Origin of the sequence: Tenacibaculum pelagium (genome assembly GCF_014062345.1) — a bacterium.
GTDB lineage: Bacteria > Bacteroidota > Bacteroidia > Flavobacteriales > Flavobacteriaceae > Polaribacter > Polaribacter pelagius.
Genome location: NZ_JACGLS010000004.1, coordinates 56,086 through 73,342, shown reverse-complemented (window position 1 = coordinate 73,342; position 17,257 = coordinate 56,086). Strand labels below are relative to the sequence as shown.

Sequence of the window (17,257 nt, the reverse complement as noted above, 5' to 3'; positions counted from 1 at the left end):
ACAAAATCTTTAGAATTGTTCAATTTATATAAGTGTAAAATTATTCCTACTTTTGCACTTTATTTTAAACAACTAAAATTACAATACAAAATGGTAGATTTTGGAATGGATAAAGCATTAGCTCAATTAGGGTTAAGCGACATAAATGATGGAACTTCAACAGGTTCAAACAATTTTTCTAGTGGTGAAATTATCGAATCATATTCACCAGTAGATGGTAAATTAATCGGTAAAGTTAAAACAACTACCAGAGAAGATTACGAAAAAGTGATGGAAGCAGCAACAACTGCTTTTAAATCTTTTAGAACAATGCCAGCTCCACAAAGAGGAGAAATTGTTCGTCAGTTTGGAAACAAATTAAGAGAACTTAAAGAGCCATTAGGTAAGTTAGTTTCTTACGAAATGGGTAAATCTTATCAAGAAGGTTTAGGTGAAGTTCAAGAAATGATCGACATCTGTGATTTTGCTGTTGGTTTATCTCGTCAGCTAAACGGACAAGTAATTCCATCTGAAAGACCAGGACACGTAATGAGAGAGCAGTGGCACCCAATTGGTGTTGTTGGTATCATTTCTGCATTTAACTTTCCGGTAGCAGTTTGGGCTTGGAATACAGCTTTAGCTTGGATTTGTGGTGATGTATGTGTATGGAAAGGATCAGAAAAAGCTCCTTTATGTTCAGTTGCTTGTCAGAATATAATTGCTGATGTTTTAAAAGCAAACGATTTACCAGAAGGTATTTCTTGTATTGTTAATGGAGATTATAAAGTAGGTGAATATATTACTACAGATACTCGTATTCCTTTAGTATCTGCTACAGGTTCTACTCGTATGGGAAGAATTGTTGGAGCAACAGTTGCTGAACGTTTTGGTAAGTCTTTATTAGAATTAGGTGGTAACAACGCAATTATTATTACACCAACTGCTGATTTAAAAGTGGTAGTTCCTGGTGCTGTATTTGGTGCTGTTGGTACTGCTGGTCAGCGTTGTACTTCTACACGTCGTTTAATCATTCACGAATCTGTTTATGATACAGTAAAAGATGCTATTGTAGGAGCCTACGGACAGATTAAAATTGGAAATCCTTTAGATGAAAATAATCACGTTGGTCCATTAATTGATACTGATGCTGTAAATACGTATTTAGCTGCTATTGAAAAAGCAAAAGCTGAAGGTGGTAAAGTATTAGTAGAAGGTGGAGTTTTAGAAGGAGAAGGATATGAATCAGGATGCTACGTAAAGCCAGCTATTATCGAAGCTGAAAATCACTTTGAAATTGTACAGCATGAAACATTTGCTCCAATCTTATACTTAATGAAGTATTCTGGTGAAGTAGAAAACGCTATCGAATTACAAAATGGTGTTGCTCAAGGATTATCTTCTTCTATCATGACCAACGAAATGAAAGAAGCTGAAAAATTCTTATCATTCGCAGGATCTGATTGTGGTATTGCTAACGTAAATATTGGTACTTCTGGTGCTGAGATTGGTGGCGCTTTTGGAGGTGAAAAAGAAACTGGTGGTGGACGTGAGTCTGGATCTGATGCTTGGAAGGTATACATGCGTAGACAAACAAATACAGTTAATTATTCTGATGAGTTACCATTAGCTCAAGGAATTAAATTCGATTTATAGAATACTTTTTTAGTATATAAATAATAAAAAAGTCACATCGATAAGATGTGACTTTTTGTTTTTATAAAAAGATTGGTTTTATTTATCTAAAGCAGCTTTAATAACTTTAAAAGACTCATGAGCTTTAGACATTTTTGCATACTGTAGTGCAGTATATCCTCTTTCAGATTTTACTTTTAATTTAGCTCCTTTACTAATTAAAAGTTTAACAATTTCTACTTTATTATATCTAGCAGCAAACATTAAAGGAGTTAGCCCTGTAGATTTTCTATTAATATTAGTACCATTTTCAATCATAGCTTTTACAGCGTCATAATTACCAGCCGTTATTAACTTACAAAAAGTACTAACATTAGGGTATTCAATTGTGGTTGCTGGAGCTCCGTGTTCTAAAGAAGAAGCGTTAATAGTTCCAAATGATAAAACGATTGCAAATGCAGTAAAGATTAATTTTTTCATAATATTGAGTTTTATTTTAAGATTAGGTTTATGTCTAAGAGACGCCAGATATAAAAAAACGTTTCACAAAAAAATGAGAGTTAACAGAAGTTTAAGAAAACTTCTTAAAAGCCTCTTAAAAAATTAATTATTCTATTTGTTATTTTTTTAATAAATTCACAATCAACTAATTAAATAACTAACAAATGAGTAAAAAGTCAACTTATTTATTAGGTATCGTACTAACTATTATTATTGGTAGCTTGTTGTATTGGTATCTATGCTGTAATATTTGTTGTGAAAAACAAGGTTGCAAAGCAAAAGAAACCCTTAAAGAAGTTGTTAAAGATGATTTAGGAAAACCTAATGTAAAAAAACCAACATTTATTCCATTTAGCATAAAAGATGTAAATGGAAATTTCACTTTTTCTACTGATGAAAACTTTAATTTTAAAGAATCTAGTTTTAGTATTCGCGATTCTATTTCAGGAAATCTGAATAACGGAATTTTAAAAATTAAAGAATATCTTGATTCTAATGGAGATAAACGATTTAATATTATCGGATATTATAAAAGTGATGAAACGAATAATTCTGCTTTTCCAAACTTAGGGTTAGCAAGAGCTAATTCAGTAAAAAACCACATGGTATCTCAAGGAATATCATCTAGGTTAATTAATACTTTCGGAGAATTGAAAGATGATATGCATGCTGATGAAAGCGGTGTTTTATTTGGCCCTTTAGCTTTTGATGTTTTTACAAGAACAGAAGCATCTGCTGCGAATGATGAAGCATTAAAACCTGCTTGCGAAGCAATTAAAGAAAGCCCACTAATGCTTTATTTTAAAACAGGATCAGCTCATATTAATTTAACAACAGAGCAACGCCAAAAATTTGCTAATATATCTCGTTGTGTAGATAAGCTTGGTTTAACAATTCAAGTTGTTGGTCATACCGATAATACAGGTAATGCTGATACAAACTTACAGTTAGGCCAAAAGCGTGCAGATTTTGTAAAAGACTACTTAATTCGTAACGGAATTTTACAAGAAAATATAGAAACCTCTTCAAAAGGACAAAACGAACCGATTGCTGATAATGCAACTGAAGAAGGTAAAGCAAAAAACAGAAGAATAGTAGTAACAATAAACTAAAACAAACTTAAAAAATATAGATTATGAATTTATTAGCAATGATACCATGTTGGTTAATACCATTATTAGTCGGAGCAATTTGCGCATTATTAGGATACTTATTAGGAAGACTTTTAGGAGGTGGAAATAACAATGAAGATATAGATGTGTGGAAAAATAAAGTAGCTCGATTAGAAGCAGATTTAGAAGCTTGTAATAAGAATAAAATAAACTTAGAATCAGATTTAAAATCAGCTAAGTCAAATTTAGGAATGGCATCCTCTTTCGCAGGAGCAGCTGCAACATTAATTCCTTTTGATGCTGTTGCCGCCAAAGCTGCATTTGGTAAAAAAATTAAAGAAAATGATTTAAAGATTGTTGAAGGAATAGGGCCAAAAATAGAAGGACTATTCCATAATTTTGATATTAAAACCTGGAAAGATTTAGGAGAAACATCTGTTGAAAAATGTCAAGAAGTATTAAACAGTGGAGGAGATCGTTATCGAATTCACAAACCTGCTACATGGCCACAACAAGCAAAATTAGCTTACGAAGGTAAGTGGAGCGATTTAAAAAAATGGCAAGATGAATTAGACGGAGGAAAATAAATTCTCATCTAATTAAACATAAAAAAACCTCACAAAGTGTGAGGTTTTTTTATGTTTAATTATTTTGGTTTCCAATATACAAATAACCCTATACCTCTATGAAGTTGGGAGGGAGTAGTATGGTTAGTTATACTTTACTTTACGTAGTACACGCATTGCTTCTTTATATTTTATATACGTAGTTTTATCCTCTAAGTTTTTAATATATATTTTTGCTTTTCTTAATTGTTCAGCAGCTTCAATAAATCCATTTAAATAGCAAATTAAATAGGAGGTGGGTAATTTATATACATCTTCATGTTCTGTTACAGAAAGTGCTTTATTCTGTTCTATTTTAGAGATAATACTATTATTATTGTCGTAAATATGTTTTAAAATAGTAGCATCATATACTGGAGCTTCAAACAAAAATTCAGTAATAATATCGTGTTTACCATTATCTTTAAAATGAATAATTGTTTTTTCTAACGGATAGTGCTTTTCAGTTTTATCAATTCCTAATAAGATATATTCGGTAATAATAAACGACTGCTCATTATAACTTATTTGAACATCATCTAATGATGAATAAAATAACCGTACTTGTTCGTTTATCAATTCAATATCAACCCGAGTTAAAAACTCTTTATTTCTAATAACTTTCTTTTTTCCAGCCCAACATAATACAAACTGTTCGTAAAAAACTTTGTATTGCGGATTGTATTCGGGTTTATGATTATTTATAAAGTCGAAAACCCCATCTAGTGTAAGTTTAATATTATTGCTAGCATTTTTTTCAATAGCTTCTACAATTGTACTATTTACATCTTTTAAGGTAAAATTACCTTCACCAGGCATTGAGTTGCTCCCTCTACGAAAAAACACCATTCCTTTTTTATATTTCCAATTATTCTTAACTAATGAAGTAATTGAATTATTAGGATAAATAGTTACTAAACCTATTACTTTATGTCGCGGCAAACGAGGAAAAGGAACATTTGCATATTCTATTTTCGGTGGGTTTTTTAAATAAGCATTTATTAGATTTTGAATTTTACTATCATCGTAAAAATCAACGCCAATAATTTTATTTTCTTCATCTTCAATACCGATAACTATATACGAATTGTTATTTGGGTTAGAGTTAGATAATGCGCAAACGTGTTTTATAAATTTTGCTTTTCCTTCTTTTGTGTTTAAAGAGAGCTTTTGTTTTTTATCGAAAAAGCTATTCTCATCATTATGAGAAAGTAGATTTTTAATAAGTAAACGTTTATTAATCAAAAGATAGCTTTTTTATAAAGATATTTAAAAGTATGTTTTTTTCGAAAAGAAAAAGAATACTTAACGTAAAGTTTATAAATAGAAAAACCGCCCCTTGTAGGGGGCGGTTCCTTTTAGTTGGCTACTACACCAACCAAAAATCAACTAACCAAACTTTATTTTAAATATTTTCTTTAACAACTGTTTTACGTTGTATTTTAGTACGTTTTCTGCCGCTATTCCTTACAGCTGGCTTAGTAGTGCTCTTACCTTTGGTTTTTAAATATTGTACAAATCCTCTACCAGAAAAAGTGTACGTTCTTTCAGAACTTAAATGGAACAATTCAATCGTTTCATCATTTATAACGCTTAATTCAAATCTTTCAGTATCACCTCCATCATAAAAAAGTGTTAAACGTTTTAGGTCTTCATACCCTGCAATATTGGCTACTTCATATCCACCAATATAGTCCCAATTAATATAATCAATATTCGTGCCAAATGGATCATGCGATGATTTAAATGTTACATCATTTTCTGGTGTAAATTGTAAAAAGTGTTCATCATCAAAAGCATTTGTAATTCCTCCTACTCTGTCTGTTCTTTCCCAAGCTACAAACTCTTGTAAAAAGTATTCGATATTTTCATAAAACAATTTATCGTAATCAAAATTGTTTCTTTGGTATCCTATTAAATAATAACTTACATTTTGTGATAAGTCATCGATTCTAATTTCATTACCAGCTAATTGAACTACATCAAAATCATAGCGACCATCTAAATCATGACGAGTTTCTAAAACGGTTCCGTAAGTATTATAATTTCCAACAGCAATTCCTAATCCGTTTCCTGTTCTACCAATGTCTACAATATTATTGTTTGCATACATGGTGCCGTTAAGAAAAGATACTGTAAATGCTTTTGATAAAAAAGGAACATCGCCCGAACCGGTTGTTCTATGATAATCTATATACCATAAGTCGTAACTAGACACATATTCGTTTAATGCAAAGGCATTGTCGTCAATTAAGTCGTTTTGTACAACACATGATGTTAATGTTAAACTGGCTGTAACAAATAAGAATAGTAATTTTAAACGTTTCATAAGCATTAATTTTATGGTTATGCTTAGTAAAATTCAAAATACGTGCCAAAAACAAAAAACACCTCAAAATGAGGTGTTTTAGTTAGTTTTGAGGTTTTGCCATGGGCATAAAAACCTGTTTCTCTTTTTTTACATTTTTAATTTTATAGTAATGAATTTTCTCGCCTACTTTATAGCTAACCACAGCTTCGTTTTCTTCTAACTCAAAAGGAAATTTTTCTTTTGTTTCATTAGCAGTATTTCCAAACTCAGCTTTAGCATCAGAACTTAAAACTAAATCTTTTCTTTCTTGATCAGTTGAGGTTTTATAGCGTGCAGCAATATATTGCTTTCCACCTTTTTCTTCAATTACTGCAGGTGTTATTCTATTTTGAAAGTACACGTTTTTAAAATCAACAGTTTCTGGAGTAGTAATTTCAATCATTAAATTTAAAACACTATTTCCTGGTTGTCCTCCAGTAATATGAGAGTAACTTGCGTTTTCTACTTTAAAAGGAGGTTGTGTATCCATTTTCATACTAGCACATTGAGAAAAACTAAGAGCTAAAATTAAGATTCCGAATAATTTCATAGTATTGCTTTTTATTGTTTAATTTTAAATATTCAAGTAGTGTGCCAAGATACAAATATATTTAATCGCAAAGCGATAGTCAAAACTTTAAACTAACTACTAGATAAGAATATTTTTCGTTAATATACCATGTATCTTGGGTATAATATTGTTGATTTTATAAGATGTTGAATTATAGTTATTGGGAATTAAAAGAGTGGTTTTCCAACGTAGATTTTACGGTTGTTGGTAGCGGAATTGTTGGGTTAAACTGTGCTTTAGCATTAAAAAATAAATATCCAAAAGCTAAAATTATAATTTTAGAAAAAGGAATTTTACCACAAGGAGCAAGTACTAAAAATGCAGGTTTTGCATGTTTTGGAAGTTTATCAGAATTAATTGATGATCTTAAATCTCATACTGAAGAAGAGGTTTTTGGTTTAGTAAAAAAACGCTGGGAAGGACTACAGTTATTACGAAAAACGTTAGGGGATAAAAAAATCGATTTTCAACAAAACAAAGGCTATGAATTATTTCAAGACTCTGAATTCTATGAAGAATGTATCAATCGAAAAAATGAAATTAATAACTTATTAAAACCACTATTTAAATCGGATGTTTTTACAGTTGATGAAAACGTTTTTGATTTTAAAAACATATATCAAAATTATATTACAAATCAATTTGAAGGACAGATTGATACCGGAAAAATGGCTGCTAGTTTACTAGAGTTAGTTCAATCTTCAGGAATTAAAATCATTAATAATATTAAAGTAGAAAGTTTTACAGAACAGAATAATAAGGTTATTATTAAAACAGATAAAATAGAATTTTCTACGAAACAGTTATGTATTGCTACAAATGGTTTTGCTAATCAGCTATTAGATGAAGAAGTTGTGCCAGCAAGAGCACAAGTTTTAATAACAAAGCCGATTGAAAATCTTCATATAAAAGGAACTTTTCATTTAGATAAAGGGTATTATTATTTTAGAAATATTGATAATCGAATTTTATTTGGTGGAGGTAGAAATCTTGATTTTAAAACCGAAGAAACTTCAGAATTTGGTGAAACAATACTTATTCAAAATAAATTAGAAGAAATTTTAAGAACCACTATTTTACCAAATACTAATTTCGAAATAGAACATCGATGGAGCGGAATTATGGGGGTTGGAAATCTGAAAAAAGCAATTGTAAAACAAATATCGAATAACATATTTTGCGGAGTTAGGTTAGGAGGAATGGGAGTTGCAATAGGTAGTTTGGTAGGAAAAGAATTAGCAGAGTTAACATGGAAATAAAAGAAAATTTGTATCAACAATGTGTTGATTATGTTAATAAGCGATTACAAACAGTTGAAGAAATAATATCTTCTAATCAAAAAGCATTGCAATCAGAAACAAAGAGTTCTGCTGGTGATAAGCATGAAACAGGTAGGGCAATGTTGCAATTAGAAATGGAAAAAGCTGGCCAACAATTGCAAGGAATAACTCAAATGAAAGAAGTTTTAACTAGAATTGATATTTCAAAAAAATCAAAGATTGCTCATTTAGGTAGTGTGGTAGTAACAGACAAAGCTTCTTATTTTTTGAGTATTAGCTCCGGACAGTTAATAGTAGATGATAAACAATACTTTTCAGTTTCTATTTCTTCACCAATAGGAAGGTTATTATTAGGTAAAAAAGAGGATGAAACAGTAGTTTTTAATGGAGCTAAACAAAAAATTAAAGAAATTTTTTAATTTAAGGTAGGGTAAAGCTTTTTTAAACGGTTATAGTTTTGGAAAAGTTGTTACCCTTCAAGAAAAAGGAAATTTATAATACACTTTTACCTTATTTGGTGTTTAAATAGGTAGGAGTGTATTTTTCTAGAAAAAGAAAAATTAGAGTAATAATTTTGAGATAGTTATTAAAGGTTTAAAACAGTTTCGTTAACTCTTAGCGAAACTGTTTTTTTTATGTCAATATTTTGACGATGAGATACAAAAACAGACTGGTTCTTAAAATTAACCTCTATCAACCAATAATGCCCTTTAAAGTATGTTTTTATAACAGTTGCTTTTAAATCTGAATTTTCTACTATTTGTATTTGATGAGGGTATAAAAGTATTGTTTCATTATTAATTGTAATTTCATTCACATCATCAAATAAAGAAGCAATATATTTTTCTTTTGGATTTTTGTACAGGTTGGAAGGTGTATTATTAGCAGTGATTTTATGGTTTTTTATAATAATCATTTGATCAGCAAACGAAAGGGCGTCATCCCCATCGTGAGTAGCGACAATACAAGCGATGTTTTTTTCTTTTAAATAACTAAATAAATTCCTTCTTAACGAGTTTTTTTTAAAGTTATCTATCTGACTAAAAGGTTCATCCAATAATAATAATTCAGGCTCTTTAGCTAAAGCTCTAGCAATGGCAACACGTTGTTGTTGTCCGCCACTTAAGTTTTTTACTTTTATGTTAGCAAACTCAGTCATTTCAATTACTTCTAATAATTCTTGAGTTCGCTCATCAGCTTCTTTGGGGTAAAATCGAGATAGGAATTTTTTAATATTTTCACTTACCGATGTAAATGGCATTAAATCGAAATCTTGTGCTACATATTTAAAAAAGTCCATTCCTGGCACTAAATGATGCGCAGGACCTAATATTTCTGTTTCGTTCCAAAATAATGATCCACTATCTAAATCCAATAATCCATAAATAGCTTTTAGTAAAGTAGATTTACCACAACCACTTTCTCCCATTACACATAAATGTTCTCCTTTTTTAAGAGTGAAGTTTATGTTTTCTAAGGTTTTCTCTTTAGACGGATATGTAAATGATATGTTGTTTACTTGTAGCATAAGTACAAAAGTATACCTTACTATTTATTCAATAAAAAAAACCGACACATTTCTGCATCGGTTTTAATTTATTTATCACTACTTACGCACTGATTGTAATACTTAAAGACACTGCGTGTCTACCAGATTCTAACTCTTTCTTCTGGTTTTATATACATTTTATCACCTTCTTTAACATCAAACGCTTCATAGAAAGCATCAACGTTTTTAAGCGGCATATATGCTCTGTATTGTCCAGGGGCATGTGTGTTTGTCATGATTAAGTTCTTTAAAGCTTCATCACGCATTTTAGTTCTCCAAATTGTTCCCCAAGAAAGGAAGAAACGTTGCTCAGGAGAATACCCATCAATATCAGCAGGACGACCACTTTTTTCTAAGAAGATTTTTAATCCTTCGTAAGCAGCTTGTACACCACCTAAATCACCAATGTTTTCGCCTAAAGTATATTCTCCGTTTAAGTGCATGCTGTCAATAGCAATAATATCGCTGTATTGTTTTACTAATTTACCTCCGATATCTTTAAACTTTTTAGAATCATCTTCAGTCCACCAGTTTTTAAGGTTTCCATCACCGTCAAAACGAGCTCCAGAATCATCAAAACTATGAGAAATCTCGTGACCAATAACAGCTCCAATTCCACCATAATTTACAGCTTCATCAGCTTTATAGTTATAGAAAGGTGGTTGTAAAATTGCTGCTGGGAATACGATCTCGTTATTTACAGGATTAAAGTAAGCGTTTACTGTTTGTGGAGACATTCCCCATTCAGTTCTATCAACTTCTTTACCTAATTTAGCCATGTTTTTGTTAAAGTTCCACTTAGAAACATTAATAGCGTTATCAAAGTAAGTTCCACCGTTTTTTAAACCTTTAACTTGTAATTCTGAATAATCTTTCCACTTATCAGGGTAAGCAATCTTAACAGTTAACTTGTGTAATTTATCTAAAGCTTTTTGCTTAGTTTCTTCACTCATCCAAGGTAATTGTGCAATACGCTTTTCGAAACCTAACATTACGTTGTCAATCATTTCTTTAGCTTTCTGCTTCGCTTCTGGTGGGAATTTAGCATCAACATATAATTTACCTAAAGCTTCGCCAATAGCACCGTTTAAGTTACCTAAAGCACGCTCGTCTCTTGGACGTTGTTGTTTAGCTCCACGCATTTCTTTGCTATAAAATTCCCAGTTTGCTTTTTCTAAATCAGTAGATAATAAACCTAAAGAGTTGTTGATAGCATTCCAACGTAATAATAGTTTGATATCTTCTACTGGACGGTTTTTAAGGATTTCGCTCATTGCTTTAAAATATCCTGGATCCGTAACAATAACTTTTTCTAGACCATTATTTCCATCTACTCCTTTAAGATTAACCCCAATTCCTTCTAAATGTGCTGTCCAATCGATAGTAGGAGCTAAAGTAGTTAACTCTTCAATCGACATTGGGTTGTACATTTTACGAGTATCTCTACGCTCTTCTTTGGTCATTCTAGGTTCTGCTAAACTTTTTTCGAAAGCAACAATATTCGCTGCATTCTTTTTAGCAGTAGCTTCATCATCACCAAACTCTTGTAACATTTTAGCTACAAATTCTTGATATTTTTTAAGCTTATCCTCTACTTTTTTATCTACGTAGTAATCTCTTCTTAATCCAAGTCCACCAGCACCTAAATATCCAGCATTCATGCTACTGTTTTTAAGGTCGTTAAAAACACCAAAACCGTAGAATCCAGCACCACCATAAGCAGCCATGTTTGTAATAAACTCTTGAACACCGTTTAAGTCTTTAATCTCATCAATTTTTGCAAGGAAAGGCTGTATTGGTGCTTTACCAGCTTTATTTCTAGCTACGGTATCCATAATAGTTTCGTAGTAGTTTACGGCTTTTTCTTGATCAGAATCAATTTCGTTACCTTCGGCGTCTTTCATTTTTGGAAAATCTCTTTTTTCGATAGCATCACCTAAAATAGCCAAAACATCTGCATCGGTTTTTTTACGTAGCTGGTTAAATCCTCCCCATGAAGTTTGGTCATCAGGAATTTTGGTGTTGTCTACCCAAGTTCCGTTAACGTATCTAAAGAAGTCATCTGTAGGTTTTACAGATGTATCCATGTTTTCTAAAATAATCCCCTGAACTTTTTCTTCAGGTTTTTGCTCTGTTTTACAAGATACCATAGCTAAAGAAGCCACAGCAGTTGTAAACAGCATTTTGTGAATGGTTTTCATTGTATAAATTTTGGTTGATATTAAACACTCTTATCTTAATAAGAGTGATTTTGTTAAAAAATGTTACAGTTTAACTCCTATTTTTTATTTAAGAGGTTTTAAAAACATGTAAAAAATTGATGATAAAGATAGATAAATTAAAAAAGTAATCTTTTAGACACTAAAAGATTAACAAAAATTAACAAAAGGAGTTTTTATAATAGAAACCCTTTTTAAATCCATAGTTTTACAGCGTTAAAAACTATACATGAAGGATTATATAATCATTGGAGCAGGACAAGCAGGTTTAGCAATAGCATATTATTTAAATAAACAGAATGCGAATTATTTAATAGTAGATGCAAATTCGGAAACAGGGGCTCCATGGTTAAAAAGATGGGATTCTTTAAAGCTTTTTACTCCTTCGGAGTTTAATCATCTTCCTGGAATGAAATTTCCGCATAAAAAAGGACATTATGCAAATAAGTATGAAGTAGCTGATTATTTAAAGGCATATGTAAAAGAGTACAATATTCCTATTGAGTTCGATCAAAAAATCACCTATTTAAAAAAGGAAAACAAAGTATTTACTTTAAAAAGTGATGTAAAAGAGTTCACTGCAAAGAATGTAATTATTGCTACAGGTCCGTTTCATAAACCTTTTACACCTAAGTGTCATACTAAAATATCGAAAGATATTATACAGATTCATAGCGAACATTATAAGAGTCCTAATCAATTGCAAGAAGGAGCAACTTTAGTAGTTGGTGCTGGAGATTCTGGTGTTCAAATATTAAGTGAAATTTCTGATTTAGATAAACCAGTTTATTTTTCTGGAAACACCAATATTATGTCCATTCCTCAAGAGTTTTTAGGAAAAACTTTATGGTGGTGGTTTAGCAAAATAGGGTTTTTAACAGCTCATAAATATTCTTGGATTGGTAAAAAACTAAGCAAAGGAGGGCAGCCAGTTATTGGAACTGATGTAAAAACTTTGTTTAAGAAAAAGAATGTGACTTGTGTAGGGAGAACATTAGATGCAAATGAAGAAACTATCACTTTTGAAAAGCAGGAAATAAATGATATTAAAAATATTGTTTGGGCTACAGGATTTAAACCTAATTTTAATTGGATAGACGGTATTGAACTAGACGACGACTATTACCCAAAGAATTATAGAGGTGTTAGTGATAATATTGAGGGATTGTATTTTTTAGGATTACCTTGGCTGTATACTAGAGGTTCTGCTACTTTAGGAGGAGTTAAAAAAGACGCAAAATATTTGAATAAATATATTTTAAATAAAGTTCAATAAAAAACTGCCGCTATTAGCGGCAGTTTTTAGTTTATATATAAACAGCTTTTATGATTTAATTTTAGATTTCGGTGGATTTGGTAATTGATCAAATCCCATGTTAAATAAAGTGAATCCAAAAATATCAGCATATTGCTCAATCGTTTTTGCAACTGGTGTTCCTGCTCCATGACCAGCATTGGTTTCAATACGAATTAACACAGGATTTGTTCCTTCTTGTTTGTCTTGCAATTCAGCAGCAAACTTAAAACTATGTGCAGGTACCACACGATCATCATGATCTCCAGTAGTAACCATTGTTGCAGGGTATGCTTCTTTTTTCACATTGTGTACAGGCGAATATCCTTTTAAATATTCAAACATTTCTTTGCTTTGTTCAGCAGTTCCGTAGTCGTATGCCCAACCAGCTCCAGCAGTAAATGTATGATAACGTAGCATATCTAATACCCCAACAGCAGGTAAAGCTACTTTCATTAAATCAGGACGTTGCGTCATGGTAGCGCCTACTAATAAACCTCCGTTAGAACCTCCACGAATTGCTAAATAGTCAGATGAAGTATAGTTTTCTTTGATTAAAAATTCAGCAGCAGCTATAAAATCGTCAAACACATTTTGCTTTTGTAATTGTGTTCCTGCTTTGTGCCATTTCTTTCCATATTCACCTCCACCACGTAGGTTTGGTACGGCATATACACCACCTTGTTCCATCCATACTGCATTGGCAATACTAAAACTTGGAGTTAATGAAATGTTGAACCCTCCATAACCATATAAAATAGTTGGGTTTTTACCGTTTAATTCTAACCCTTTTTTATAGGTAATAATCATCGGAACTTTTGTTTCATCTTTTGATGTGTAGAAAACTTGCTTACTTTCATAATCATCAGAATTGAAAGAAATAGCAGGTTTCCAGTAAACTTTATAAGTCCCTTCTTTCGGATTGAATTTATATGATGAACTTGGTGTATTATAGTTGGTGAATGAAAAGTATAACTCTTTAGCATCGGTTTTTCCTCCGAAACCACCAGCAGAACCAACTCCAGGTAATTTTACTTCACGAATTAATTTTCCATCAAAATCATATTGTAATACTTTCGATACGGCATCTACCATATATTCTGCAAAGAAATATCCTGCACCTGTTGATGGTGATAATACATTTTCTGTTTCAGCGATAAAATCTTTCCAGTTATCAGAAGTAGGGTTTTTAGCATCAACCGTTACTATTTTCTTATTAGGAGTATTTAAGTTGGTAACTAAATATAATTTATCATCACGATTGTCAATTACATATGTATCACTGTCGTAATTATCTAAAACAGTTACTAGTTTATTATTGGGATTCGTTAAGTCTTTTAAAAATAACTTGTTTCCAGACGTTGAAGTAGAAGCAGAGATCACTAAGTACTTATCATCTTCAGTTAAATAACCACCAACATATCTGTTTTTTTCTTCAGCAGTTGCTCCGAAAATAACAGCATCTTCATTTTGCTTTGTTCCTAATTTATGGTAGTATAATTTATGTTGATCTGTTTTTGCAGAAAGTTCACTTCCTTTAGGCTTGTCGTAACTAGAATAGTAAAAACCTTCGTTGCCTTTCCAAGCAATTCCAGAGAATTTTACATCAACTAAAGTATCTCCTATAATTTCTTTGTTTTTAGCATTCATAACGATAATCTTTCTCCAGTCGCTACCGCCTTCAGAAATTGAATAGGCAACAATATCTCCGCTTTTAGAGAAGTTTACAGAACCTAAAGACGTAGTTGCATCTTCAGAAAATGTATTTGGATCTAAGAATACTTCTTCTTTACCATCTTTATCTTTTCTATATAAAACATACTGATTTTGTAAACCGTTGTTTTTATAAAAATAAGTGTAGTCGCCTTCTTTAAAAGGAGTTCCTACTTTTTCGTAATTCCATAATTCAGATAAACGATCTTTTAATTGTTCACGGTAAGGTATTTTACTTAAGTAATCGAAAGTAACTTCGTTTTCCGCTTTCACCCAAGATTCAGTTTCTGGACTTCTATCATCTTCTAACCAACGATAATTATCGGTTACTTTAGTGCCAAAGTATTCATCTACTACAGGTTTTTTAGTTGTTTCTGGGTAATTCACCGCAATTTCTTTTTTAGTTTGCTCTTCTTTTTTGCAAGATACTATAGCAATACTTGCAATAAGAATTGGAAGGATTAGTTTTTTCATTGAATAAATGATTAGTTAATACTTTCAAAATTAGCAGAAAAACTGAAGTATAGCTCTTTTTTAAGATGAATTTAACAAGGAATAGCACATTTGTAATCTTTAGAAATAAAAACGACTACCTTTATGCTTGAATTTTTTAGGCAAAGAATTAGTAAAAAATAAAAGAATGACAGAAAATTTAACGAAAGAGACTTTTTTAGAAAAGGTATTTAATTACGAAGTAAATAAAGAGTGGAAGTTTGAAGGAGATAAACCAGCATTAATAGATTTTTATGCTGATTGGTGCGGACCATGTAAAGCATTAGCACCAGTTTTAGAACAATTAGGTAAAGATTATGAAGGCAAAGTAAATATTTACAAGATAGATACTGAAGCAGAACCAGAACTTTCGGCTGCTTTTGGTATTAGAAGTATTCCTTCTATGTTATTTTGCCCGATAGGAGAAGAACCTCAAATGGCTCACGGAGCATTACCTCAAAAACAAATTGAACAAATTATTGCTGATGTTTTAAAAGTGCAGAAGTAATAAAATTATTGAATAAATGATGAAAAAAAGTGATGTTGAAAAGCATCACTTTTTTTTAGTTTCAACTCAAAATAAGAAACCCAGTGATTATCACTACGCAAGCTATTTTTTAAATTTTAATCCCTTTAAAAACAAGGGTTTGAGCTTTTTAAAATATGTCGTTGTTTTTTGAGAAAAACACAATTTGTTAAAAACTTCAAGGGATTTGTGAATAAGTATGGCTTTCAATTTTTAGCAATTTTTTGAATCTTTGTTTCTCCCCCAAGAAAAGAAAACATCAACTAAATTTAGCTCAAAATAAGCATGGCTGCAATCGAACCAATTTTACAAGAAAACAAAGATAGATTTGTAATTTTTCCTATTCAACATAATGATTTATGGGAATGGTATAAAAAACAACAAGCTTGTTTTTGGACAGCCGAAGAAATCGATTTACATTCTGATTTAAATGATTGGAATACGAAGTTAACAGATGATGAGCGCTATTTTATCAAACATATTTTAGCTTTTTTTGCAGCTTCTGATGGAATTGTAAATGAAAATTTAGCAGAAAACTTTGTAAACGAAGTTCAGTATTCTGAAGCAAAATTTTTCTATGGTTTCCAAATTATGATGGAAAACATTCATTCTGAAACTTATTCTTTATTAATAGATACATATGTAAAGAATGAAGAGGAAAAAGATAAGCTGTTTAAAGCTATTGAGGTTTTCCCAGCAATTAAGAAGAAGGCAGATTGGGCTTTAAAATGGATTGAGTCAGATTCGTTTGCTGAGCGTTTAATTGCTTTTGCTGCTGTTGAAGGAATTTTCTTTTCAGGGTCATTTTGCTCTATTTTCTGGTTAAAGAAAAGAGGATTATTACCTGGGTTAACTTTTTCTAATGAGTTAATTTCTCGTGATGAAGGTATGCACTGTGACTTTGCAGTTCATTTACATAACCATCACATGGTAAACAAAGTACCAAAAGAGCGTATTCGCGAAATTATTATCGATGCACTTGATATTGAAAGAGAGTTTATTACAGAATCTTTACCTGTAAGTTTAATTGGTATGAACGCTAAATTAATGACACAGTATTTAGAGTTTGTAACAGATAGATTATTATTAGAATTTGGATGTGATAAAGAGTACGAAGCTACTAATCCGTTCGATTTTATGGAAATGATTTCTTTAGAAGGAAAAACAAACTTCTTTGAAAAAAGAGTTTCTGAGTACCAAAAAGCAGGAGTTTCTTCTGGAGGTACTGGAGACATCAGTTTTGATGCTGATTTTTAATCGCAAAGCGATAAGATTTAATTATAAAACAATACTGCTAACCCCTACATGCGGTAAATTTTGCTAAAGTGCTTCGGTACTTTAGCACCATATAGTTTCAAAAAGAAACAAAATTATTTTAACGTATAAGAGTTGTTATAAGTGTAATGCTTTGGCGACGCTTTTAACCAAATTAAA

The 17,257-nt window shown here is 31.2% G+C and carries 15 protein-coding genes; 8 read left to right on the top strand and 7 right to left on the bottom strand.

Going from position 1 to position 17,257, the window contains the following annotated elements:
• Nucleotides 1-90: 90 nt before the first annotated feature.
• Nucleotides 91-1,632 carry an L-piperidine-6-carboxylate dehydrogenase gene (amaB, locus tag H3Z83_RS09320; RefSeq protein ID WP_182125217.1) on the top strand — a complete coding sequence of 514 codons (1,542 nt, stop codon included), beginning with the start codon at nucleotides 91-93 and terminating at the stop codon, nucleotides 1,630-1,632.
• 78 nt (nucleotides 1,633-1,710) lie between these two features.
• On the opposite strand, the gene H3Z83_RS09315 is transcribed toward amaB, so the two are convergent.
• Entirely contained in the window at nucleotides 1,711-2,091 is a 381-nt protein-coding gene (locus tag H3Z83_RS09315) for an ankyrin repeat domain-containing protein (RefSeq protein ID WP_220455462.1), read from the bottom strand.
• 185 nt (nucleotides 2,092-2,276) lie between these two features.
• Here H3Z83_RS09315 and H3Z83_RS09310 point away from each other — a divergent pair, with 185 nt between their 5' ends.
• Both H3Z83_RS09310 and H3Z83_RS09305 read left to right on the top strand, forming a co-directional pair.
• A complete protein-coding gene (locus tag H3Z83_RS09310; RefSeq protein ID WP_182125216.1) occupies nucleotides 2,277-3,224 on the top strand; it encodes an OmpA family protein in 948 nt (315 codons plus the stop codon).
• 23 nt (nucleotides 3,225-3,247) lie between these two features.
• Nucleotides 3,248-3,811, top strand: a complete 564-nt coding sequence (locus H3Z83_RS09305; RefSeq protein WP_182125215.1) for a hypothetical protein — start codon at nucleotides 3,248-3,250, stop codon at nucleotides 3,809-3,811.
• A 123-nt stretch (nucleotides 3,812-3,934) separates the two neighbouring features.
• Here H3Z83_RS09305 and H3Z83_RS09300 read toward each other — a convergent pair whose 3' ends face one another.
• From H3Z83_RS09300 to H3Z83_RS09290, 3 genes are all read right to left on the bottom strand, one after another.
• Entirely contained in the window at nucleotides 3,935-5,074 is a 1,140-nt protein-coding gene (locus H3Z83_RS09300; RefSeq protein WP_182125214.1) for an ATP-binding protein, read from the bottom strand.
• A 160-nt stretch (nucleotides 5,075-5,234) separates the two neighbouring features.
• Nucleotides 5,235-6,158: a hypothetical protein gene (locus H3Z83_RS09295; protein ID WP_182125213.1), complete on the bottom strand. Its 924-nt coding sequence runs from the start codon at nucleotides 6,156-6,158 to the stop codon at nucleotides 5,235-5,237.
• 82 nt (nucleotides 6,159-6,240) lie between these two features.
• On the bottom strand, nucleotides 6,241-6,729 hold the full coding sequence (locus tag H3Z83_RS09290) for a hypothetical protein (RefSeq protein WP_182125212.1): 489 nt from the start codon (nucleotides 6,727-6,729) through the stop codon (nucleotides 6,241-6,243).
• A gap of 167 nt (nucleotides 6,730-6,896) precedes the next feature.
• On the opposite strand from H3Z83_RS09290, the gene H3Z83_RS09285 reads away from it, so the two are divergent.
• Nucleotides 6,897-8,009, top strand: coding sequence for an NAD(P)/FAD-dependent oxidoreductase (locus H3Z83_RS09285; RefSeq protein WP_182125432.1), 1,113 nt, complete (start codon nucleotides 6,897-6,899; stop codon nucleotides 8,007-8,009).
• Entirely contained in the window at nucleotides 8,000-8,449 is a 450-nt protein-coding gene (locus tag H3Z83_RS09280; protein ID WP_182125211.1) for a GreA/GreB family elongation factor, read from the top strand. The genes H3Z83_RS09285 and H3Z83_RS09280 overlap by 10 nt, the downstream gene beginning before the upstream one ends.
• Nucleotides 8,450-8,616: 167 nt before the next feature.
• Here the strand turns inward: H3Z83_RS09280 and H3Z83_RS09275 are convergent, their stop codons facing one another.
• A complete protein-coding gene (locus H3Z83_RS09275) occupies nucleotides 8,617-9,558 on the bottom strand; it encodes an ABC transporter ATP-binding protein (RefSeq protein WP_182125210.1) in 942 nt (313 codons plus the stop codon).
• Between the two features lie 119 nt (nucleotides 9,559-9,677).
• Nucleotides 9,678-11,780, bottom strand: a complete 2,103-nt coding sequence (locus tag H3Z83_RS09270; RefSeq protein WP_182125209.1) for a M13 family metallopeptidase — start codon at nucleotides 11,778-11,780, stop codon at nucleotides 9,678-9,680.
• Between the two features lie 247 nt (nucleotides 11,781-12,027).
• Between H3Z83_RS09270 and H3Z83_RS09265 the strand changes: the two genes are divergently transcribed.
• A complete protein-coding gene (locus tag H3Z83_RS09265; RefSeq protein WP_182125208.1) occupies nucleotides 12,028-13,074 on the top strand; it encodes a flavin-containing monooxygenase in 1,047 nt (348 codons plus the stop codon).
• Between the two features lie 48 nt (nucleotides 13,075-13,122).
• On the opposite strand, the gene H3Z83_RS09260 is transcribed toward H3Z83_RS09265, so the two are convergent.
• Nucleotides 13,123-15,279 carry a prolyl oligopeptidase family serine peptidase gene (locus tag H3Z83_RS09260; protein WP_182125207.1) on the bottom strand — a complete coding sequence of 719 codons (2,157 nt, stop codon included), beginning with the start codon at nucleotides 15,277-15,279 and terminating at the stop codon, nucleotides 13,123-13,125.
• Between the two features lie 166 nt (nucleotides 15,280-15,445).
• Between H3Z83_RS09260 and trxA the strand changes: the two genes are divergently transcribed.
• A complete protein-coding gene (gene trxA, locus H3Z83_RS09255) occupies nucleotides 15,446-15,805 on the top strand; it encodes a thioredoxin (RefSeq protein WP_182125206.1) in 360 nt (119 codons plus the stop codon).
• A 303-nt stretch (nucleotides 15,806-16,108) separates the two neighbouring features.
• Nucleotides 16,109-17,080, top strand: a complete 972-nt coding sequence (locus H3Z83_RS09250) for a ribonucleotide-diphosphate reductase subunit beta (RefSeq protein WP_182125205.1) — start codon at nucleotides 16,109-16,111, stop codon at nucleotides 17,078-17,080.
• Nucleotides 17,081-17,257 lie beyond the last annotated feature (177 nt).